The organism is Streptomyces sp. NPDC047002 (genome assembly GCF_040704505.1).
Lineage (GTDB): Bacteria > Actinomycetota > Actinomycetes > Streptomycetales > Streptomycetaceae > Streptomyces.
In genome coordinates this window covers 25,956-46,982 of record NZ_JBEYWC010000045.1, presented here as the reverse complement: position 1 = coordinate 46,982, position 21,027 = coordinate 25,956, and the positions used below count along the sequence as shown (strand labels likewise).

General features: G+C 71.7%; 21 protein-coding genes. 17 read left to right on the top strand and 4 right to left on the bottom strand.

The genetic code is table 11. The features are described 5' to 3' along the window. Positions 1–575: 575 nt before the first annotated feature. Complete coding sequence (locus tag AB0910_RS29350; protein WP_366747690.1) at positions 576–1,523, bottom strand: heme o synthase; 948 nt, start codon at positions 1,521–1,523, stop codon at positions 576–578. A gap of 317 nt (positions 1,524–1,840) precedes the next feature. On the opposite strand from AB0910_RS29350, the gene tkt reads away from it, so the two are divergent. From tkt to pgl, 5 genes are read left to right on the top strand one after another with little or no spacing between them, the layout of a single operon-like run. Further along, a complete protein-coding gene (gene tkt, locus AB0910_RS29345) occupies positions 1,841–3,928 on the top strand; it encodes a transketolase (RefSeq protein ID WP_366747689.1) in 2,088 nt (695 codons plus the stop codon). A gap of 34 nt (positions 3,929–3,962) precedes the next feature. After that, complete coding sequence (tal, locus tag AB0910_RS29340) at positions 3,963–5,081, top strand: transaldolase (RefSeq protein ID WP_366747688.1); 1,119 nt, start codon at positions 3,963–3,965, stop codon at positions 5,079–5,081. A gap of 5 nt (positions 5,082–5,086) precedes the next feature. Beyond that, a complete protein-coding gene (gene zwf / locus AB0910_RS29335; protein WP_366747687.1) occupies positions 5,087–6,619 on the top strand; it encodes a glucose-6-phosphate dehydrogenase in 1,533 nt (510 codons plus the stop codon). Next, positions 6,616–7,626, top strand: coding sequence for a glucose-6-phosphate dehydrogenase assembly protein OpcA (gene opcA, locus AB0910_RS29330; RefSeq protein ID WP_366747686.1), 1,011 nt, complete (start codon positions 6,616–6,618; stop codon positions 7,624–7,626). Before zwf ends, opcA begins: the two co-directional genes overlap by 4 nt. Continuing rightward, a complete protein-coding gene (pgl, locus tag AB0910_RS29325) occupies positions 7,623–8,408 on the top strand; it encodes a 6-phosphogluconolactonase (RefSeq protein ID WP_366747684.1) in 786 nt (261 codons plus the stop codon). The genes opcA and pgl overlap by 4 nt, the downstream gene beginning before the upstream one ends. Before the next feature lie 91 nt (positions 8,409–8,499). On the opposite strand, the gene AB0910_RS29320 is transcribed toward pgl, so the two are convergent. From AB0910_RS29320 to AB0910_RS29310, 3 genes are all read right to left on the bottom strand, one after another. After that, entirely contained in the window at positions 8,500–9,507 is a 1,008-nt protein-coding gene (locus tag AB0910_RS29320; RefSeq protein ID WP_366747683.1) for a COX15/CtaA family protein, read from the bottom strand. Positions 9,508–9,617: 110 nt separating this feature from the next. Further along, positions 9,618–10,424, bottom strand: a complete 807-nt coding sequence (locus AB0910_RS29315; protein ID WP_366747681.1) for an ABC transporter permease — start codon at positions 10,422–10,424, stop codon at positions 9,618–9,620. Next, positions 10,421–11,377: an ABC transporter ATP-binding protein gene (locus AB0910_RS29310; protein ID WP_366747680.1), complete on the bottom strand. Its 957-nt coding sequence runs from the start codon at positions 11,375–11,377 to the stop codon at positions 10,421–10,423. Before AB0910_RS29310 ends, AB0910_RS29315 begins: the two co-directional genes overlap by 4 nt. Positions 11,378–11,532: 155 nt before the next feature. Here AB0910_RS29310 and AB0910_RS29305 point away from each other — a divergent pair, with 155 nt between their 5' ends. From AB0910_RS29305 to AB0910_RS29250, 12 genes are all read left to right on the top strand, one after another. Then, positions 11,533–12,279, top strand: coding sequence for a helix-turn-helix domain-containing protein (locus tag AB0910_RS29305; protein ID WP_366747679.1), 747 nt, complete (start codon positions 11,533–11,535; stop codon positions 12,277–12,279). A gap of 24 nt (positions 12,280–12,303) precedes the next feature. Further along, positions 12,304–13,725, top strand: coding sequence for a Fe-S cluster assembly protein SufB (sufB, locus tag AB0910_RS29300; RefSeq protein ID WP_366747678.1), 1,422 nt, complete (start codon positions 12,304–12,306; stop codon positions 13,723–13,725). 63 nt (positions 13,726–13,788) lie between these two features. After that, complete coding sequence (gene sufD, locus AB0910_RS29295) at positions 13,789–14,973, top strand: Fe-S cluster assembly protein SufD (protein ID WP_366747677.1); 1,185 nt, start codon at positions 13,789–13,791, stop codon at positions 14,971–14,973. Further along, on the top strand, positions 14,973–15,290 hold the full coding sequence (locus AB0910_RS29290) for a bifunctional 3-phenylpropionate/cinnamic acid dioxygenase ferredoxin subunit (protein ID WP_366747676.1): 318 nt from the start codon (positions 14,973–14,975) through the stop codon (positions 15,288–15,290). The genes sufD and AB0910_RS29290 overlap by 1 nt, the downstream gene beginning before the upstream one ends. 7 nt (positions 15,291–15,297) lie before the next feature. Further along, on the top strand, positions 15,298–16,062 hold the full coding sequence (gene sufC / locus AB0910_RS29285; RefSeq protein WP_366747675.1) for a Fe-S cluster assembly ATPase SufC: 765 nt from the start codon (positions 15,298–15,300) through the stop codon (positions 16,060–16,062). Beyond that, positions 16,059–17,324 carry a cysteine desulfurase gene (locus AB0910_RS29280; protein WP_366747674.1) on the top strand — a complete coding sequence of 422 codons (1,266 nt, stop codon included), beginning with the start codon at positions 16,059–16,061 and terminating at the stop codon, positions 17,322–17,324. Before sufC ends, AB0910_RS29280 begins: the two co-directional genes overlap by 4 nt. A 15-nt stretch (positions 17,325–17,339) precedes the next feature. Then, a complete protein-coding gene (gene sufU, locus AB0910_RS29275; protein ID WP_366747673.1) occupies positions 17,340–17,804 on the top strand; it encodes a Fe-S cluster assembly sulfur transfer protein SufU in 465 nt (154 codons plus the stop codon). Then, positions 17,801–18,136, top strand: a complete 336-nt coding sequence (locus tag AB0910_RS29270) for a metal-sulfur cluster assembly factor (protein ID WP_345650478.1) — start codon at positions 17,801–17,803, stop codon at positions 18,134–18,136. The genes sufU and AB0910_RS29270 overlap by 4 nt, the downstream gene beginning before the upstream one ends. Positions 18,137–18,380: 244 nt before the next feature. Continuing rightward, positions 18,381–19,796 carry a solute carrier family 23 protein gene (locus AB0910_RS29265; RefSeq protein ID WP_366747672.1) on the top strand — a complete coding sequence of 472 codons (1,416 nt, stop codon included), beginning with the start codon at positions 18,381–18,383 and terminating at the stop codon, positions 19,794–19,796. 66 nt (positions 19,797–19,862) lie between these two features. Beyond that, entirely contained in the window at positions 19,863–20,186 is a 324-nt protein-coding gene (locus AB0910_RS29260; RefSeq protein WP_366747671.1) for a multidrug efflux SMR transporter, read from the top strand. Then, the gene (locus AB0910_RS29255) at positions 20,183–20,761 is read left to right on the top strand and encodes a TetR family transcriptional regulator (RefSeq protein ID WP_366747670.1); all 579 of its coding nucleotides are present in this window, start codon (positions 20,183–20,185) and stop codon (positions 20,759–20,761) included. The genes AB0910_RS29260 and AB0910_RS29255 overlap by 4 nt, the downstream gene beginning before the upstream one ends. An 82-nt stretch (positions 20,762–20,843) precedes the next feature. Next, positions 20,844–21,023, top strand: a complete 180-nt coding sequence (locus AB0910_RS29250) for a hypothetical protein (protein ID WP_366747698.1) — start codon at positions 20,844–20,846, stop codon at positions 21,021–21,023. Positions 21,024–21,027: the final 4 nt, after the last annotated feature.

Genomic DNA, 21,027 nt, shown 5'->3' with positions numbered 1-21,027 from the left:
CCGCTCCCCGGCATCGACCTTCCCGACCGGAGCCTCAGCCGTGGCGCCGGCCTTGCCCGCCGAGCCCTCACCCTCCGCCGAGCCCTCCCCGGCCGCCGCGTCGGCTGCCGCCTTCCCCGCCGGAGCCTCAGCCTGCGCGCCGGCCTTCTGGGCCGGTGCCTCAGCCTTGGCAGGGGCCTTCTGGACCGGGGCCTCGGCCTTGGCTGCGGGCTTCCCGGCCGCGGGCTCGGCCCGCGCGGCGCCCTTCTGCTCGGGCTCGGCCCGCGCGTCGGGCTCGGTCTCGGCGGCCTTCGGCGCTCCGGCCGGTTCCGCGGCGGGAGCCTTCGCGGCCTCGGGCGTGGCGGCCGGCTTCTCCGCCGCGGCCTCGGCATCCGAAGCGGCGGGCGCCTGCGCTGCGGGCTTCGCCGGTGCGGGCGCGGGCTTCGGGTTCGCGTCCTCGGGCGGTGCGGCGCCTTCGGCGCCCTTCTCTTCGCTCTCTGCCATGTGCGAAGGCTACCCACGGGTAGCGGGTACGGCGACGCCCCGGGCGCGTGGTGTGGGCCACGCGATCACCGGGGCGTCGGGGAGCGTGCGGGTCAGCGCAGGAACGGGTCCACGGCCACCGCGACGAACAGCAGCGACACATAGGTGATGGACCAGTGGAACAGGCGCATCTCCTTGAGCTTCGCGCCCACCACGCCCGCGTTGGCGCGCGCCCTGAGGCGGTGCGCCTCCATGAGCCACCACGCGCCGGACAGCGCGGCGACCGCCGTGTAGAACCAGCCGGTGTAGCCGAGCGGGGTGAGCGTCAGCGAGACCAGGACCATCACCCAGCTGTAGACCACGACCTGCTTGGCGACCGCCTTGTTCGTGGCGATGGCGGGCAGCATCGGCACGCCCACCCGCTCGTAGTCGTCGCGCACGCGCATCATCAGGACCCAGGTGTGCGGCGGCGTCCAGAAGAAGATGACGAGGAAGAGGACGACCGCGGCCCACGACATCGAGTCCGTCACCGCGGACCAGCCGATGAGCACCGGCATGCAGCCCGCGATGCCGCCCCAGACCACGTTCTGTGACGTACGGCGCTTGAGGCCGAGCGTGTAGACGAAGACGTAGAAAAGAAGCGCGCCGAGCGCCATTGCCGCCGACAGCCAGTTGACCAGCAGACCGAACCAGAGCGTCGAGACCGCCGCGAGCGCGATGCCGAATACGAGCGCCTCGCGCGGCGAGACCATTCCGGTCACGAGGGGCCGCTGGGACGTCCGGTCCATCAGGGCGTCGATATCACGGTCGATATACATGTTCAGCGCATTGGCGCCGCCCGCGGAGAGGTAACCGCCGAGGCAGGTCGCGAGCACCAGCCACAGATCGGGCACGCCCCGGGCCGCGAGGAACATCACCGGCACGGTGGTGATCAGCAGCAGCTCGATGATCCGCGGCTTCGTCAGCTCCACGAATGCCCTGACGCGGGCTCCGAACGGCCGTTGGGCCCTCGGGCTCGACGTCGCGGCGACCCCTGCGGGTCGGGACTCGACGGCCGTCACGTACACCCCTGACAGAGAAATCCCAGCAAGCCCCGGGCGTCGTGAAGCCCCGGTGAAGTCTTGCGCGTACCACGCCACTCTAGACGTTGCCCAGATGCCGCCCCCCGCGGGGGTCGCTCGTGTTGGGGGCGCTCAGAGGCGCGGCGAACGGCTCATCGGGAGGCGGACTTCCGGCCGAGACCGCACCCTGGGAATGCACGGGAAATACCGGGGAAATGCGTGCGCGGTCGGCCACGGCCGCGAGGGTAGGCTCGACACCGATCCGGTGCCTTAGCAGGACACCGGCCGCGACATGTGGAGAGGAGCCCTGACTCAGGGTGAGCACCAAGCCGACCACCACAGACTTCAAGTGGACAGAGCTGGACCAGAGGGCGGTCGACACCGTCCGAGTCCTGGCAGCGGATGCCGTGCAGAAGGTCGGCAACGGCCATCCCGGTACGGCGATGAGCCTGGCCCCCGCCGCGTACACCCTCTTCCAGAAGGTGATGCGGCACGACCCCGCGGACGCCGACTGGACCGGGCGCGACCGGTTCGTGCTGTCCGCCGGGCATTCGTCCCTGACCCTCTACATCCAGCTCTACCTGGCCGGCTTCGGCCTTGAGCTGGACGACCTGAAGGCCCTGAGGACCTGGGGCTCCAAGACCCCCGGACACCCGGAGTACGGCCACACCGTCGGTGTCGAGACGACGACGGGCCCCCTCGGCCAGGGCGTCGCCAACGCGGTCGGCATGGCCATGGCCTCCCGGTACGAGCGCGGCCTCTTCGACCCCGAAACCGCGCAGGGCACCTCCCCGTTCGACCACTACATCTACGCGATCGCCGGCGACGGCTGCCTCGAAGAGGGCATCTCGGCCGAGGCGTCCTCCCTCGCGGGCCACCAGAAGCTCGGCAACCTGATCCTGCTGTGGGACGACAACCACATCTCGATCGAGGGCGACACCGAGGTCGCGATCAGCGAGGACACCCTCAAGCGGTACGAGGCGTACGGCTGGCACGTCCAGCGCGTCCAGCCGAAGGAGGACGGCGACCTCGACCCGCACGCGCTGTACGCGGCGATCCAGGAGGCCAAGGCCGTCACCGACCGCCCCTCCTTCATCGCGATGCGCTCGATCATCGCCTGGCCCGCCCCGCACGCGCAGAACACCGAGGCCGCGCACGGCTCGGCGCTCGGCGCCGACGAGGTCGCCGCGACCAAGAGCGTCCTCGGCTTCGACCCGGAGCAGAGCTTCGCCGTCGCCGACGAGGTCATCGAGCACACCCGCAAGGCGCTCGACCGGGGCCGCGAGGCGCGGGCCGAGTGGGAGAAGTCGTTCGCCGCCTGGCGCACCGCCAACCCCGAGCACGCCGCGACCTTCGACCGGGTCGCCTCCGGCACCCTGCCCGAGGGCTGGGAGGACGCGCTGCCCGTCTTCGAGACCGGCACGTCCCTCGCCACCCGCGCCGCGTCCGGCAAGATCCTCCAGGCGCTCGGCCCTGTCGTCCCCGAGCTGTGGGGCGGCTCCGCGGACCTCGCGGGCTCGAACAACACGACGTTCGACAAGAACTCGTCGTTCCTCCCCGTCGGCAACCCGCTGCCGGAGGCTGACCAGTACGGCCGCACGATCCACTTCGGCATCCGCGAGCACGCCATGGCCGCGGCGATGAACGGCATCACCCTGCACGGCAACACCCGTGTCTACGGCGGTACGTTCCTCATCTTCTCGGACTACATGCGCAACTCTGTGCGCCTGTCCGCGCTGATGCACCTGCCGGTCACGTACGTGTGGACGCACGACTCCATCGGCCTCGGCGAGGACGGCCCCACGCACCAGCCGGTCGAGCAGCTGGCCTCGCTGCGCGCCATTCCCGGCCTGAACATCGTCCGCCCCGCCGACGCGAACGAGACGGTCGTCGCGTGGCGCGAGATCCTGCGCCGCTACACCAAGGAGTACGGCAAGGGCCACCCGCACGGCCTCGCGCTGACCCGCCAGGGCGTGCCGACGTACGCGCCGAACGAGGACGCGGCCCGCGGCGGCTACGTGCTCGCGGAGGCGGAGGGCGGCGCCCCGCAGGTGGTGCTGATCGCCACCGGCTCCGAGGTGCAGCTCGCCGTGGCGGCCCGCGAGCAGCTCCAGTCCGAGGGGGTCGCCACGCGCGTCGTGTCGATGCCGTCGGTCGAGTGGTTCGAAGAGCAGGACCAGGGGTACCGGGAGTCCGTGCTGCCGCCGTCCGTGAGGGCGCGGGTCGCGGTCGAGGCCGGTGTCGGCCTGACCTGGTACCGGTACGTGGGCGACGCGGGCCGGGTCGTCTCGCTCGAGCACTTCGGCGCCTCCGCGGACGGCAAGGTCCTCTTCCGCGAGTTCGGCTTCACGCCCGAGGCCGTGGCCGCGGCCGCGCGGGAATCTCTGGCCGCCGCCGCACGCTGACGCCTGTACACGACAAGTAGGAGATGCAACCGACATGACAGACGCACTGAAGCGCCTCTCCGACGAAGGCGTAGCGATCTGGCTGGACGACCTGTCGCGCAAGCGGATCACCTCGGGCAACCTGGCCGAGCTGATCGACGAGCAGCACGTGGTGGGCGTCACGACGAACCCGTCGATCTTCCAGAAGGCGATCTCCCAGGGCGACGGGTACGACACCCAGCTCACCGAGCTCGCGGCCCGCAGGGTGACCGTCGAGGAAGCCGTCCGGATGATCACCACGGCCGACGTCCGCGACGCCGCGGACATCCTCCGCCCGACGTTCGACGCGACGGGCGGCCAGGACGGCCGGGTCTCCATCGAGGTGGACCCGCGTCTCGCGCACAACACCCTGGCGACGATCGCCGAGGCCAAGCAGCTGGCCTGGCTGGTGGACCGGCCGAACACGCTGATCAAGATCCCGGCGACCGAGGCGGGCCTGCCCGCGATCACCGAGACCATCGCGCGAGGCATCAGCGTCAACGTGACCCTGATCTTCTCGCTGGAGCGCTACCGCAAGGTCATGGACGCCTACCTGACCGGCCTGGAGAAGGCCAAGGCGGCCGGCCTCGACCTCTCGAAGATCTACTCCGTGGCGTCGTTCTTCGTCTCCCGCGTCGACACCGAGATCGACAAGCGCCTCGACGCGCTCGGCACGGACGAGGCCAAGGCGGCACGCGGCAAGGCCGCCGTCGCCAACGCCCGCCTGGCGTACGAGGCGTACGAGGAGGTCTTCGGCAGCGACCGCTGGGCCGCGCTCGACCGCGCGCAGGCCAACAAGCAGCGTCCGCTGTGGGCCTCGACGGGCGTCAAGGACAAGGCGTACAAGGACACCATGTACGTCGACGACCTGGTCGCGCCGAACACGGTGAACACCATGCCCGAGGCGACCCTCGAAGCGGTCGGCGACCACGGCGGCGCCACGGGCGACGCCGTCCGCGGCACCTACGACCAGGCGCGCGCCGACCTGGCGGCCGTGGAGAAGCTGGGGATCTCCTACGACGAGGTCGTCCGGCTCCTTGAGGACGAGGGCGTCGAGAAGTTCGAGGCGTCCTGGAACGACCTGCTCAAGTCGACCGAGGCGGAGCTCAAGCGCCTCGCCCCCTCGGAGGGCTGATCCCCTTGACCGCAACACACGGAGCCAACCCGCTCCGTGACGCCGCGGACCGGAGGCTCCCGCGCATCGCGGGGCCTTCGGGCCTGGTCATCTTCGGTGTCACGGGCGACCTGTCCCGCAAGAAGCTGATGCCGGCCGTCTACGACCTGGCCAACCGCGGCCTGCTGCCGCCGGGCTTCTCGCTCATCGGCTTCGCCCGCCGCGACTGGGAGGACGAGGACTTCGCCCAGGTCGTCCACGACGCCGTCAAGGAGCACGCGCGCACCGCCTTCCGCGAGGAGGTCTGGCAGCAGCTGAGCCAGGGCATGCGGTTCGTCCAGGGCACCTTCGACGACGACGAGGCGTTCGACACGCTGAAGGCGACCATCGACGACCTCGACAAGTCCCAGGGCACGGGCGGCAACTTCGCCTTCTACCTGTCGGTGCCGCCGAAGTTCTTCCCCAAGGTCGTGCAGCAGCTCAAGAAGCACGGGCTCGCCGACCAGAAGGAGGGCTCCTGGCGCCGCGCCGTCATCGAGAAGCCCTTCGGCCACGACCTCAGGTCCGCGAAGGAGCTCAACGCGGTCGTCCACGAGGTCTTCCCGCCGAACGAGGTCTTCAGGATCGACCACTACCTCGGCAAGGAGACCGTCCAGAACATCCTGGCGCTCCGCTTCGCCAACACCCTCTTCGAGCCGATCTGGAACCGGTCGTACGTCGACCACGTGCAGATCACCATGGCCGAGGACATCGGCATCGGCGGTCGCGCCGGGTACTACGACGGCATCGGCGCGGCCCGCGACGTCATCCAGAACCACCTCCTCCAGCTGATGGCGCTGACCGCGATGGAGGAGCCCGCCTCCTTCGACGCGGACGCGCTGGTCGCGGAGAAGACCAAGGTCCTCGGCGCCGTGCGGCTGCCGAAGGACCTGGCGGCCGACACCGTGCGCGGCCAGTACGCGGCGGGCTGGCAGGGCGGCGAGCGGGCCGTCGGCTACCTCGAAGAGGACGGCATCGACCCCAAGTCGAAGACCGACACCTACGCGGCGGTCAAGCTGGGGATCGAGAACCGCCGCTGGGCGGGCGTGCCGTTCTACCTGCGCACCGGCAAGCGCCTCGGCCGCCGCGTCACCGAGATCGCGGTCGTCTTCCAGCGCGCCCCGCACTCGCCCTTCGACCACACCGCGACGGACGAGCTGGGGCAGAACGCCCTGGTCATCCGGGTCCAGCCGGACGAGGGCGTCACCATGCGGTTCGGCTCGAAGGTCCCCGGCACCTCCATGGAGGTGCGGGACGTCTCGATGGACTTCCAGTACGGCGAGTCCTTCACGGAGTCCAGCCCCGAGGCGTACGAGCGGCTCATCCTCGACGTGCTGCTCGGCGACGCCAACCTCTTCCCCCGCACGGAGGAGGTCGAGCTGTCCTGGAAGATCCTCGACCCGATCGAGGACTTCTGGGACAAGCACGGCAGGCCCGCCCAGTACGAGTCCGGGACCTGGGGTCCCGCCGAGGCGGACGAAATGCTCGCACGAGACGGACGGAGCTGGCGGCGGCCATGAAGATCGACCTCACGGACACCACGTCCAGCAAGATCAACAAGGCGCTGGTGCAGGGCCGCAGGGCCATCGGGTCACCGTCGGTCGGCATGGTCCTCACCCTCGTCGTCGTCACCGACGAGGAGAACGCGTACGACGCCCTCAAGGCGGCGAGCGACGCCTCGCGCGAGCACCCCTCGCGGATGCTCGTCGTCGTCAAGCGGCCCTCGCGCTCCCCGCGCGACCGCGCCAACGCCCGCCTCGACGCCGAGGTCAGGGTCGGCGAGGACGCGGGCATCGGCGAGACGGTCGTCCTGCGGCTGTACGGCGAGGTCATCGACCACGCCCAGTCGGTGGTGCTGCCGCTGCTGCTGCCCGACGCGCCCGTCGTCGCCTGGTGGCCCGTCGACGCGCCGGCCAACCCGGCCAAGGACCCGCTGGGCGCGCTCGCCCAGCGCCGCGTCACGGACTCGTTCGCCGCGCAGAACCCGGTCGAGGAGCTGAAGAAGCGCGCCTCCGTCTACACGCCGGGCGACACCGACCTCGCCTGGAGCAGGATCACCCCCTGGCGCTCCATGCTCGCCGCCGCACTCGACCAGGTGACCTGCAAGGTCAGCTCCGTCGAGGTGGAGGGCGAGCAGGACAACCCGAGCTGCGAGCTGCTCGCCATGTGGCTCGCCGACCGCCTCGGCGTGCCGGTCAGGCGCGCGGTCTCCAAGGGGCCAGGGCTCACGGCCGTCCGGATGGAGACGACCTGCGGCCCGGTCGCCATCGACCGCGCCGACGGCTCCCTCGCCACGCTCTCCATCGAGGGCCAGCCCGACCGCGCCGTCGCGCTCAACCGCCGCGAAACGGCCGAGCTGATCGCGGAGGAGCTGCGCAGGCTCGACCCCGACGACACCTACGCGGCGACGCTGCGCTTCGGCGTCGACCGGCTGCGGGAGGCGTCGGCCGAGGCGGGCCAGGGGAAGGACGGCGCGGCCCCGGCACCCGCGAAGAAGACGGCTGCCAGGAAGGCGGCGTCCACGTGAGTACCACGCCCCAGCTCGTCGTTCACCGCGACAAGGAGCTCATGGCGTGTGCCACGGCCGCGCGGCTGATCACGAGGATCGTGGACGCGCAGGCCTCGCGCGGCTCGGCCTCGGTCGTCCTGACCGGCGGCCGCAACGGCAACGGCCTGCTGGCCGCGCTCGCGTCCTCCCCGGCGCGCGACGCGGTCGACTGGGCCCGCCTCGACCTGTGGTGGGGCGACGAGCGCTTCCTGCCCGAGGGTGACGGCGAGCGCAACGCCACCCAGGCGCGTGAGGCGCTGCTCGACAGCGTGCCGCTCGACCCGAAGCGTGTACACGCGATGCCCGCGTCCAACGGCCCCTACGGCAGCGACATCGAGGCGGCGGCCGCCGCCTACGCCGCCGAACTGGCCGCGGCCGCGCGACCTGAGGACCACGCGCAGGTCCCGTCCTTCGACGTCCTGATGCTGGGGGTGGGCCCCGACACGCATGTCGCGTCCCTCTTCCCCGAGCTGCCGGGCGTACGGGAGACGGAGCGCACGGTCGTCGCGGTGCACGGCGCGCCGAAGCCGCCGCCGCTGCGGATCTCCTTCACGCTGCCCGCGATCAGGGCGGCGCACGAGGTGTGGCTGCTGGCCGCGGGCGAGGACAAGGCGGAGGCCGCGGAGATCGCGCTCTCCGGCGCCGGGGAGGTCCAGGCGCCCGCGGCGGGCGCCACCGGCCGCTCCCGCACGCTCTGGCTGATGGACGAGGCGGCGGCGTCGAAGCTGCCCCGCGCGCTCCACCCGCCGGGCAAGCCCTGACGCCCGTACGCACCGCACGTACCGCGCACGACGGCCCGGTCCCACCCCGCGGGGGAGGGTCCGGGCCTTCGGCCGTACGGCGGGGTTGCGGTCAGACCGCGGCAGCGAGCGGCGGCTCGGTCTGCGCCGGGAGTCCCGGCGCCGCGTCCGGGCGCTCGCGCAGGCTCACCGCGACGCGCAGGACGCCGATCCACACGGCGCAGATGCCCAGCATGTGCACGGCGACGAGCCCCTCCGGCACACCGGTGGCGGACTGCACGACGCCGACGACGCCCTGCGCGAGCAGTACGAAGAGGAAGTTGCGTGCCAGTGCGCGGGTGTCGCGCGGCGCGTCCACGACGTGCAGGCCGATCCAGAGGGCGGCCGACATCGCGACGACGAGGCAGGCGAGGCCGCCGTGCACGTACACCGTGTCGAGCCAGTCGAACGGCATCCGCGGCACCTTGCTGCTGTCGCCCGCGTGGATGCCGGACCCGGTGGTGACGGTGCCCGCGGCGATCAGCACGGCCGTCGCCGCGACCATCCACGCCGTCAGGCGGCGCAGCGGCAGCGGCGCGCGCGGCCTGGCGGGCAGGTCGCCCTCGCGGGAGCGCAGCCAGGCCAGGGTCGTGACGGTGACGAAGACCATGGCGAGCAGCAGATGGCCTGCGACCGTCCAGGGGTTGAGCTTGACCAGCACGGTGATGCCGCCGAGCACCGCGTTCGCCACGACCAGCCAGAACTGCGACCAGGCGAGCCGGGTGACGCTGCGCCTGCGGGGCCCGGCGCAGCGTGCTACGACGATCGCCCAGCCGACGACGACGCAGAGCACGTCGGTCAGCATCCGGTTGCCGAACTCGATCGCGCCGTGCAGGCCGAGCGTGGGGGTCGCCGTCAGGCTGGCGTCCGAGCACTTGGGCCAGGTGGGGCAGCCGAGTCCCGAGCTCGTCAGGCGGACCGCGCCGCCGGTGACGACGATGACCACGCTCATCACCACGGCCGCGAGCAGCGACCAGCGGACCAGGCGGGGGGAGGGCGTCCAGCGCGCGGCGAGGAAGGCCAGGGGGTTGCGGGCCGCTTCGGCCGCGGCCGCCCGGGTGACGTTCGGCATGGGCCTCATCGTAGGCGCCCGCTTGTGCGCGTTTTCACGAGGGGTGCTCCGCCGCACTCCCACCCGCCGCCCCCGTCACTCCCACCCGCCGCCCACGTCACTCCCACCCGCCGCCCACGTCACTCCCAGCGGAAGAGGGCGCCCGCGGCGCCGAGCCCCGCGACGGTCCACGCGGCGAGGACGCCGAGGTCGCCCCAGGGCATCGAGGCGCCGTGCTGGAGCACGTCCCGCAGCCCGCCGGAGAGCGCGGCGATCGGCAGCAGCTGGAGGGCCTCGCGCGCCGCGTCGGGGAACTTGTCGAGCGGCACGACCACGCCGCCGGCGACCAGCAGCAGGACGAAGACCAGGTTGGCGGCCGCGAGCGTCACCTCGGCCTTGAGGGTGCCCGCCATCAGGAGCCCGAGCCCGGAGAACGCGGCCGTGCCGAGCAGGAGCAGCAGGGCGACGGAGCCCGGGTCGCCGTGCGGCGACCAGCCGAGCAGCAGCGCGATGACCGTGAGCAGCGCCACCTGGAGGATCTCCGTGACCAGGACGCACAGCGTCTTCGCGGTCATCAGGCCCCAGCGGGGCAGCGGCGAGGCGCCGAGCCGCTTGAGCACGCCGTAGCGCCGGTCGAAGCCCGTGGCGATGGCCTGCCCGGTGAAGGCGGTGGACATCACGGCGAGCGCGAGGACGCCGGGCGCGAGGAAGTCCACGGACCTGCCGCCGCCGGTGTCGACGATGTCGACCGTCGAGAACAGGACGAGCAGCAGCGCCGGGATGACCGCCGTGAGCAGCAGCTGCTCGCCGTTGCGCAGCAGCAGCCTCGTCTCGAACGCGGTCTGCGCCGCGATCATCCGCACGAGCGGCGCCGCGCCCGGCGCCGGCGCGTAGGTGCCCGTACCCGCGCCCGCGGGCGCGCCCACGGGGTCGGTGGTGGCGGTCATCGGCGCAGCTCCTTGCCGGTCAGTTCGAGGAAGACGTCCTCCAGCGTGTGCCGCTCCACGGAGATGCCGTCGGGCAGCACGCCGTGCTGCGCGCACCAGGAGGTGACGGTCGCGAGCAGCTGCGGGTCGACCGTGCCGGTGATCCGGTACGCGCCGGGCGTCAGCTCGGCGGCCCCCGTGCCGTCCGGCAGGGCCTTCAGCAGCGAGCCGAGGTCGAGCCCGGGGCGGCCGGTGAAGCGCAGGGTGTTCTCGGCACCGCCCCTGCACAGCTCCTCGGGGTCGCCCTGCGCGACGACACGCCCGGCGTCGACGATCACCACGTCGTCCGAGAGGCTCTCGGCCTCGTCCATGAAGTGCGTGGTCAGCACCGTGCTGACGCCGTCGGCGCGCAGCTCGCGCACCAAATCCCAGGTGGCGCGGCGGGCCTGCGGGTCGAGGCCCGCGGTGGGCTCGTCGAGGAAGACCAGCTCGGGGCGGCCGACGACGGCGAGCGCGAGCGCGAGCCGCTGCTGCTGGCCGCCGGAGAGCCGCCGGTAGGCCGTACGGCCGCAGGAGCCGAGGCCGAGGCGTTCGATCAGCGCGTCCACGTCCAGCGGGTCGGCGTACAGGCGCGCCATGTGGCGCAGCATCTCCTCGGCGCGCGCGCCGGAGTACACCCCGCCCGACTGGAGCATCACGCCGACGCGGGGGCGCAGCGCCGCCGCGTCGGCGACCGGGTCGAGGCCGAGGACGCGTACGCTGCCCGCGTCGGGTCTGCGGTAGCCCTCGCAGATCTCGACGGTGGTGGTCTTGCCCGCGCCGTTCGGCCCGAGCACCGCGGTCACCGTGCCCGCGCGCACCAGCAGGTCGAGGCCGTCCACGGCGGTCTTGGTCCCGTAGCGCTTGACCAGGCCCCGGATCGACACGACGGGGCCGGGCCCGCCGCCGGTGGTGTCGGGGGAGTCGCTGTGCATGGCGGAAGTCTAGGTGTATTGCCCCGTGAGGTTGGGGGCGCGGGGACCACCGGGGACCCGACCCCTTGGTTAGGTAACCCTAAGTGACATAGGGCACCGTCGATCGTTGCGGACCGTGGTTGTCACCACGCTCGGAATTACGCAACAATGGCGTTGTGAAAAACGTCGGCGAGACTCGGGAGGCCCCCAGGGGGACCCCGCAGGACGACCTGGCGACCGGTGAGCACTCGACCCGCAACCGCGTCGCGCGGTCCATCCTGGACCACGGCCCCTCCACGGTGGCCGAGCTCGCCGACCGCCTCGGCCTGACCGCCGCCGCCGTACGCCGCCACCTCGACGCGCTGGCCGCCGAGAGCGTGGTCGAGCCCCGCGAGAAGCGGGTCTACGGCTCGCGCGGCCGCGGCCGCCCCGCGAAGGTCTTCGCCCTCACGGACTGCGGCAGGGACGCCTTCGACCAGTCCTACGACAAGCTCGCCGCCGACGCGCTGCGCTGGATCGCCGCCGCCGCGGGCGGCGGCGAGGCGGGCGAGGCCGCCGTCGCCGCGTTCGCCCGCGCCCGGCTCGCCGCCCAGATGGAGGCGTACCGGGCCCCCGTCGAGGCCGCGCCCCCCGGCACCCGCGCCGCGGCGCTCGCCGAGGCGCTCAGCGCCGACGGCTTCGCCGCCGCCACCCGCGCGGCGCCGAACGGCCAGGGCGAGCAGCTCTGCCAGCACCACTGCCCCGTCGCGCACGTGGCGGAGCAGTTCCCGCAGCTCTGCGAGGCCGAGACGGAGGCTTTCTCCCAGCTCCTCGGCACGCATGTGCAGCGGCTCGCGACCATCGCCCACGGGGACGGCGTGTGCACGACCTTCGTACCGCGGACGCCTCACGGCGCCGCCCCCCCGCACCGACCCCACCACTGACAGCACAGCCGGGAGGAACCCCGCATGACGCTCCCCACGGAGACCGCCCACCCCGAACTCGAAGGCCTGGGCAACTACGAATTCGGCTGGGCCGACCCCGACACCGCGGGTGCCGCCGCCAAGCGCGGCCTCTCCGAAGAGGTCGTCCGCGACATCTCGGCGAAGAAGAACGAGCCCGAGTGGATGCTGAAGCTGCGGCTCAAGGGCCTGCGGCTGTTCGGCAAGAAGCCCATGCCCAGCTGGGGCTCCGACCTGTCGGGCATCGACTTCGACAACATCAAGTACTTCGTGCGCTCCACCGAGAAGCAGGCCGAGTCCTGGGAGGAGCTGCCCGAGGACATCAAGAACACCTACGACAAGCTCGGCATCCCCGAGGCGGAGAAGCAGCGCCTCGTCGCGGGCGTCGCGGCGCAGTACGAGTCCGAGGTGGTCTACCACCAGATCCGCGAGGACCTGGAGTCGCAGGGCGTCATCTTCCTGGACACCGACACGGCCCTCAAGGAGCACCCCGAGCTGTTCAAGGAGTACTTCGGCACGGTCATCCCGGTCGGCGACAACAAGTTCGCGTCGCTGAACACGGCCGTGTGGTCAGGCGGCTCCTTCATCTACGTGCCGAAGGGCGTGCACGTCGACATCCCGCTCCAGGCGTACTTCCGCATCAACACGGAGAACATGGGGCAGTTCGAGCGGACGCTGATCATCGTCGACGAGGACGCCTACGTCCACTACGTCGAGGGCTGCACCGCGCCGATCTACTCCTCCGACTCGCTGCACAGCGCCGTCGTGGAGATCATCGTCAAGAAGGGCGGCCGCTGCCGCTACACGACGATCCAGAACTGGTCGAGCAACGTCTACAACCTGGTCACCAAGCGCGCCGTGGCGTACGAGGGCGCGACCATGGAGTGGGTCGACGGCAACATCGGCTCCAAGGTCACCATGAAGTACCCGGCCGTCTACCTGATGGGTGAGCACGCCAAGGGCGAGACCCTCTCCATCGCCTTCGCCGGCGAGGGCCAGCACCAGGACGCCGGAGCCAAGATGGTGCACATGGCGCCCCACACGTCCTCCAACATCGTCTCCAAGTCGGTGGCGCGCGGCGGCGGCCGCACCTCCTACCGCGGCCTGATCGAGATCGGCGAGGGCGCCGAGGGCTCCAAGTCCAACGTGCTGTGCGACGCGCTCCTCGTCGACACGGTCTCGCGCTCCGACACGTACCCCTACGTGGACGTGCGCGAGGACGACGTGTCGATGGGCCACGAGGCGACCGTCTCCAAGGTCTCGGAGGACCAGCTGTTCTACCTGATGAGCCGCGGCCTCTCCGAGTTCGAGGCGATGGCGATGATCGTGCGCGGCTTCGTCGAGCCGATCGCCAAGGAACTCCCCATGGAGTACGCGCTGGAGCTCAACCGGCTGATCGAGCTGCAGATGGAGGGCGCGGTCGGCTGACGCCCCGCGCCCCCGCCTCCCGAGACAGCACCAGTGACAGACAGAGAGAACACGACGACAGCCATGGCTGAGGCCCAGAATTCCCCCGCACCCGCGGGCTCCACGACCACCGGTGCCATCGCGGTGGCGGCCGAGTCCACCGTGGCCACGCGCATGAGCGCGCCGCCCTCCTACGACGTCGGCGACTTCCCCGTGCCGCACGGCCGCGAGGAGGAGTGGCGGTTCACCCCGCTGGAGCGCCTGCGCGGGCTGCACGACGGCACCGCGGTCGCCGACGGCCGCATCCGGGTGGACCTGACGGCGCCCGAAGGCGTCACGCAGGAGACCGTGGGCCGCGACGACCCCCGCGTGGGGCGGGCGGGCGTGCCCGCGGACCGCGTGGCCGCGCAGGCGTACTCCTCCTTCGAGAAGGCGTCCGTGGTGACGGTCCCCAAGGAGACCGTCCTCACGGAGCCCATCAGAATCGCCGTGCACGGGCAGGGCGGGACCGCCTTCAGCCACCAGGTGATCGAGCTCGGGGCGTTCGCCGAGGCCGTCGTCGTCCTCGACCACAGCGGGGACGCGGTCGTCGCGGCCAACGTCGACTTCCTCGTCGGTGACGGCGCCAAGCTGACCGTCGTGTCCGTGCAGGACTGGGACGACACCGCCGTGCACGTCGCGCAGCACAACGCGCGCGTCGGCCGCGACGCGTCGTTCAAGTCCGTCGTCGTCACCTTCGGCGGCGACCTGGTGCGGCTGCACCCCCGCGTCGAGTACGCGGGCCCCGGCGGCGAGGCCGAGCTGCTCGGCCTGTACTTCACCGACCGCGGCCAGCACCAGGAGCACCGCCTCCTCGTCGACCACAACACCCCGCACTGCAAGTCCAACGCGACCTACAAGGGCGCGCTCCAGGGCGACGACGCGCACGCGGTGTGGATCGGCGACGTGCTGATCAGGGCGGCGGCCGAGGGCACCGACACCTACGAGATGAACCGCAACCTCGTCCTCACCGACGGCGCCCGCGTCGACTCCGTGCCGAACCTGGAGATCGAGACCGGCGAGATCGCCGGCGCCGGGCACGCCTCCGCCACCGGCAGGTTCGACGACGAGCAGCTGTTCTACCTGATGGCCCGCGGCATCCCGGAGACCGAGGCGCGCCGCCTCGTCGTCCGCGGCTTCTTCACCGAACTCGTCCAGCAGATCGGCCTGCCGGACGTCGAGGAGCGGCTCATCGCGAAGATCGAGGCGGAGCTGGAGGCATCCGTCTGATGGCCTTCGCCCGCGTCTGCGCCCTGAGCGAGCTCGAAGAGGACACCCCCAAACGGGTCGAGCTCTCAGGCACCCCCGTCGCCGTCGTCCGCACCGAGGGCGAGGTGTTCGCGATCAACGACATCTGCTCGCACGCGAACGTCTCCCTCTCCGAGGGCGAGGTGGAGGACTGCCAGATCGAGTGCTGGCTGCACGGCTCCAGCTTCGACCTGCGCACCGGCAAGCCGTCCGGACTGCCCGCGACGCGCCCCGTCCCCGTATACCCCGTACAGATCCAAGGGGACGATGTGCTCGTCTCCGTCACCCAGGAGTCCTGAGGCACCCATGGCAACGCTCGAAATCAACGACCTGCACGTCTCCGTCGATGCGGAGGGCGGCCCCCGCGAGATCCTCAAGGGCGTCGACCTGACCGTCAGGCAGGGCGAGACGCACGCCATCATGGGCCCCAACGGCTCCGGCAAGTCGACGCTCGCCTACTCCCTCGCGGGCCACCCCAAGTACACGGTCACCGGCGGCACCGTCACCCTCGACGGCGAGGACGTCCTCGCGATGACGGTCGACGAGCGCGCCCGCGCCGGCGTCTTCCTCGCCATGCAGTACCCGGTCGAGGTCCCCGGCGTCTCCGTCTCCAACTTCCTGCGCACCTCGGCCACCGCCGTGCGCGGCGAGGCCCCCAAGCTGCGCACCTGGGTCAAGGAGGTGCGGGAGACCATGGAGAACCTCCAGATCGACCCGGCCTTCGCCGAGCGCAACGTCAACGAGGGCTTCTCCGGCGGCGAGAAGAAGCGCCATGAGATCCTCCAGCTCGAACTGCTCAAGCCGCACATCGCGATCCTCGACGAGACCGACTCCGGACTCGACGTGGACGCCCTGCGCATCGTCTCCGAGGGCGTCAACCGCGTCCGCGGGACAGGGGCGGTCGGCACACTGCTGATCACCCACTACACGCGCATCCTGCGCTACATCAAGCCCGACTTCGTCCACGTCTTCGCGCAGGGCCGCATCGCCGAGTCCGGCGGCGCCGAGCTCGCCGACAAGCTGGAGAACGAGGGCTACGAGGCATACGTGAAGGGAGGCGCGACGGCGTGACGCAGACGCGGGAACCGCACGGCCTGCTGGACACGGAGGCGATCCGCAAGGACTTCCCCGTCCTCGGCCGACTGGTCCACGACGACCGCAGGCTCGTGTACCTGGACAACGCCGCGACGTCCCAGACGCCGCGCCAGGTCCTCGACACGATGACCGAGTACTACGAGCGCCACAACGCCAACGTCCACCGCGGCGTGCACGTGCTCGCCGAGGAGGCCACGGCGCTCTACGAGGGCGCGCGCGACAAGATCGCGTCGTTCGTCAACGCGCCGAGCCGCGACGAGGTGATCTTCACCAAGAACGCCTCCGAGTCGCTGAACCTGGTCGCCAACATGCTGGGCTGGGCCGACGAGCCGTACCGCGTCGACAGCGACACCGAGATCGTCATCACGGAGATGGAGCACCACTCCAACATCGTCCCGTGGCAGCTGCTCGCGCAGCGCACCGGCGCGAAGCTGAAGTGGTTCGGCCTCACCGACGACGGCCGCCTCGACCTGTCGAACATCGAGGAGGTCATCACCGAGAAGACGAAGATCGTCTCCTTCGTGCTGGTCTCCAACATCCTCGGCACGCACAACCCCGTCGAGCAGATCGTCCGCAGGGCGCAGCAGGTCGGCGCCCTCGTCATGATCGACGCCTCGCAGGCCGCCCCGCACATGCCGCTCGACGTGCAGGCGCTGCAGGCCGACTTCGTCGCCTTCACCGGCCACAAGATGCTCGGCCCGACCGGCATCGGCGTGCTGTGGGGCCGCCAGGAGCTGCTGGAGGACCTGCCGCCGTTCCTCGGCGGCGGCGAGATGATCGAGACCGTGTCGATGCACTCGTCCACCTACGCGCCCGCCCCGCACAAGTTCGAGGCGGGCACGCCCCCGATCGCCGAGGCCGTGGGCCTCGGAGCGGCGGTGGACTACCTCTCCGCCATCGGCATGGAGAAGGTGCTCGCCCACGAGAAGGCCCTCACCGCGTACGCGGTCGAGCGGTTGCTCCACGTCCCCGACCTGCGCATCATCGGCCCCACCACGGCCGAGGAGCGGGGCGCGGCGATCTCCTTCACGCTGGGCGACATCCACCCGCACGACGTGGGGCAGGTGCTGGACGAGCAGGGCATCGCCGTGCGCGTCGGCCACCACTGCGCGCGGCCCGTCTGCCTCAGGTACGGAATTCCCGCGACCACCAGGGCGTCGTTCTATCTGTACTCCACCCCGGCCGAGGTGGACGCCTTGGTCGACGGCCTGGAGCACGTCCGTAACTTCTTCGGATAGGGACAGGGCCGAGTCGTGAAACTGGATTCGATGTACCAGGACGTCATCCTGGACCACTACAAGCACCCGCATGGGCGCGGTCTGCGGGACGGCGACGCCGAGGTGCACCACGTCAACCCCACGTGCGGCGACGAGATCACGCTGCGCGTCCGCTACGAGGGCTCGACCGTCGCCGACGTCAGCTACGAGGGCCAGGGCTGCTCCATCAGCCAGGCCAGCGCGTCGGTGCTGAACGACCTGCTGGTCGGCAAGGACCTCGCGGAGGCGCAGCAGATCCAGGGCACGTTCCTGGAGCTGATGCAGTCCAAGGGACAGGTCGAGCCGGACGACGCCATGGAGGAGGTGCTGGAGGACGCGGTCGCGTTCGCCGGCGTCTCCAAGTACCCCGCCCGCGTGAAGTGCGCCCTGCTGAGCTGGATGGCCTGGAAGGACGCGACGGCCCAGGCCCTGGGCGAGAGCCCGCACAAGGAGACGGCATGAGCGAGAACGAGACCCTGATGAAGCCGGCCTCGGAGGACGAGGTCCGCGAGGCGCTGTACGACGTCGTCGACCCGGAACTCGGCATCGACGTCGTCAACCTCGGCCTCATCTACGGGATGCACATCGACGACGACAACACCGTCACCCTGGACATGACGCTGACGTCCGCGGCCTGCCCGCTGACCGACGTGATCGAGGACCAGGCGAAGGCGGCCACCGACGGCATCGTCAACGAGCTCAGGATCAACTGGGTCTGGATGCCGCCGTGGGGCCCGGAGAAGATCACGGACGACGGCCGCGAGCAGCTGAGGGCGCTCGGCTTCAACGTCTGACCGCGCCCGCAGGACGCCGCACGGCCCCGCGGTCCGCCCCTCGACGGGCGGGTCGCGGGGCCTGCTGCGTTCCCCCGGCCCGCGCGGCCTCCGAGTCCCTCCGGCCCGTCCGGTTTGGCCGGGGGCTGACGTTCCGCTTTAAATGAGCTGTTCAGCTGTTCGACCGGTGGCGGAGCGGCGCGGCTCCGCAGGAAGAGCGGCGACGCAGGCGAGAGCCGAAAGCGAAGAAGCGGGAGAACGGCCAATGGCGGGCTTCGGGTGGAAGCTGCACGGCGACGGCAAGCACCTGGGCCCCGGGGACGTGGTCAGGCCGGGGGAGCGGCTCTCCTGGGGCCGCACGGTCGGCCTCGGCGCCCAGCACGTGGTGTCCATGATCGGCGCGTGCTTCGTCGCGCCGGTGCTGATGGGCCTCGACCCCAGCCTCGCGCTGCTGGCGTCGGGCGTGGCGACCGCGCTGTTCCTGCTCGCGACCCGCGGGCGGGTGCCCAGCTACCTCGGCTCCTCGCTCTCCTTCGTCGGCGTCTCCGCCGCCATCGCGGGCCAGGGCGGCGACACCGGCACCCTGACCGGCGCGATGCTCGTGGTCGGCGCCTGCCTCGCGGGGTGCGGCATCGCCGTGCAGGTGCTCGGCGCGCGGATCATCCACGCGGTGCTGCCGCCGCCCGTGACCGGCGCCGTCGTCATGCTGATCGGCTTCAACCTGGCGCCCGTCACCGCCGGCACGTACTGGCCGCAGGACCAGTGGACGGCCCTCGCGACCATGGCCTTCACCGGCCTCGCCCTGGTCGTGCTGCGCGGCTTCTGGTCCCGTGTCGCGATCTTCCTCGGGCTGGTCTTCGGATACGTCCTGTCCTGGGTGCTCGACCGCACCGCGGGCCGCATCCACGCGCCCGACGGCTCGGGCAAGGTCGTCGACCACTGGCGCGTCGACTTCTCCGGCGTCGGCTCCGCCCACTGGATCGGCCTGCCGCACGTCCACGCCCCGCACTTCACCGGCTCCGCGATCCTGGTCGCGCTGCCGGTGCTCGTCGCGCTGCTCGCCGAGAACACCGGACACGTCAAGGCCGTCGGGGAGATGACGGGCGACCCGCTCGACGACACGATGGGCACGGCGATCGTCGCCGACGGCGCCGCCACCGTGCTCTCCACCGCCTTCGGCGGGCCCGCGACCACGACGTACGCGGAGAACATCGGCGTCATGGCCGCGACCCGGGTCTACTCGACGGCCGCCTACTGGGCCGCCGCCTGCTTCGCGCTGCTGTTCGGGCTCTGCCCGAAGTTCGGCGCCGTCGTCGCCGCGATCCCCGGCGGGGTGCTCGGCGGCATCACCGTCATCCTCTACGGCATGATCGGGCTGCTCGGCGCGCAGATCTGGATCCGCAACAAGGTCGACTTCACCCAGCCCCTCAACCTGGTCCCGACCGCGGCGGGCGTCATCATCGGCGTCGGCGGCGTCTCACTGAAGATCAGCGGGGACTTCGAGCTGAGCGGCATCGCCCTGGGCACGCTGGTCGTGCTCGCCGCCTACCACGCCCTGCGCCGGCTCTCGAAGACCGCGGGCACGCCCCAGCCGCCGCTGCTCGACGGCGGGACCGCCCAGTACGACACGGCCCCCGCCGCCGCTCCCCGCCCCGGCGAGGACGCCGGGCCCGCGGCCTGACCGGGCCCGCGGCCGCCCCGCAGGGGGTGTGTACTGCCGTACGCATCGCTGTGTACGCTCGTACGCATGGGATATCTGCTCCTCTCGGGAGCCATCGCGGCGGAGATCGCCGCCACCACCGCCATGAAGTCCAGCGAGGGCTTCACCCGGCTGTGGCCCTCGCTCGTCACGCTCTGCGGGTACGTGCTCTCGTACGCCCTGCTCTCGCAGACGCTGAGGACGCTGTCCGTCGGGACCGCCTACGCGATCTGGGCCGGTGCGGGCACGGCCGTCATCGCCGTGATCGGGATGGTGTTCCTGCACGAGTCCGTGAGTCCCGCGCGGCTCGCGGGCATCGCCCTCGTTATCGTCGGGGTCGTGCTGCTCAACCTCGGCGGAAGCCACTCATGACGCGCCGCTACGACCCCGACAGGCGCGGGCGGATCATCGACGCCGCCATCCGGGTCGTCGGCCGCTCCGGCATCGCCGGGCTGAGCCACCGCACCGTCGCCGCAGAGGCCGACGTGCCGCTCGGCTCGACCACGTACCACTTCGCCTCGCTCGACGAGCTGCTGATCGCGGCGCTGCGCCAGGCCAACGAGGGCTTCGCCGCGCTGATCGGGGACGCCGGGGGGCTCGCGGACCCCGGCGCCGACGTCGCCGCCGCCCTCGCCCGGCTCACCGGCGAGTGGCTCGCGGGCGAGCGCACCGGGGTCGAGCTGGAGTACGAGCTCTACCTCGCGGCCCTGCGCAGGCCCGCGCTGCGCCCCGTCGCCGCCGAGTGGACCGACGCCGTGTCCGAGATCCTCTCCGCGCACACCGACCCGACGACCGCCCGCGCCCTGGTCGCCCTCCTCGACGGCATCTGCCTCCAGGTGCTGCTGACCGGCGACACCTACGACGAGGCGTACGCGCGCGAGATGTTCGGCCGGGTGCTGCGCGGCGGCGGGCCGTGCGGGGCCGGCGCACCGGCCGGGGACGGGTAGGTTGGTCCGCGTGAACACGCCCGTACCGCCCGACCCCGCGCCGCAGGGCAGCCCCGCGGCAGGCACCGGCACGGACCCCGAGATCACCTACGCCGAGTGCCGCCAGTGCGGCACGCTCATCGCGGGGCTCGACGGCCGCTACAGCTGCGGCGTCTGCGGCTGGGTCAACCACCACTCCGAGGGGCACAGGCCCCTGCCGCGCGCCGAGGACGACGAGCACCGCGGACGCGACTGCGGGGCCGACGCCAACCGGCTGGGCTGAGCGG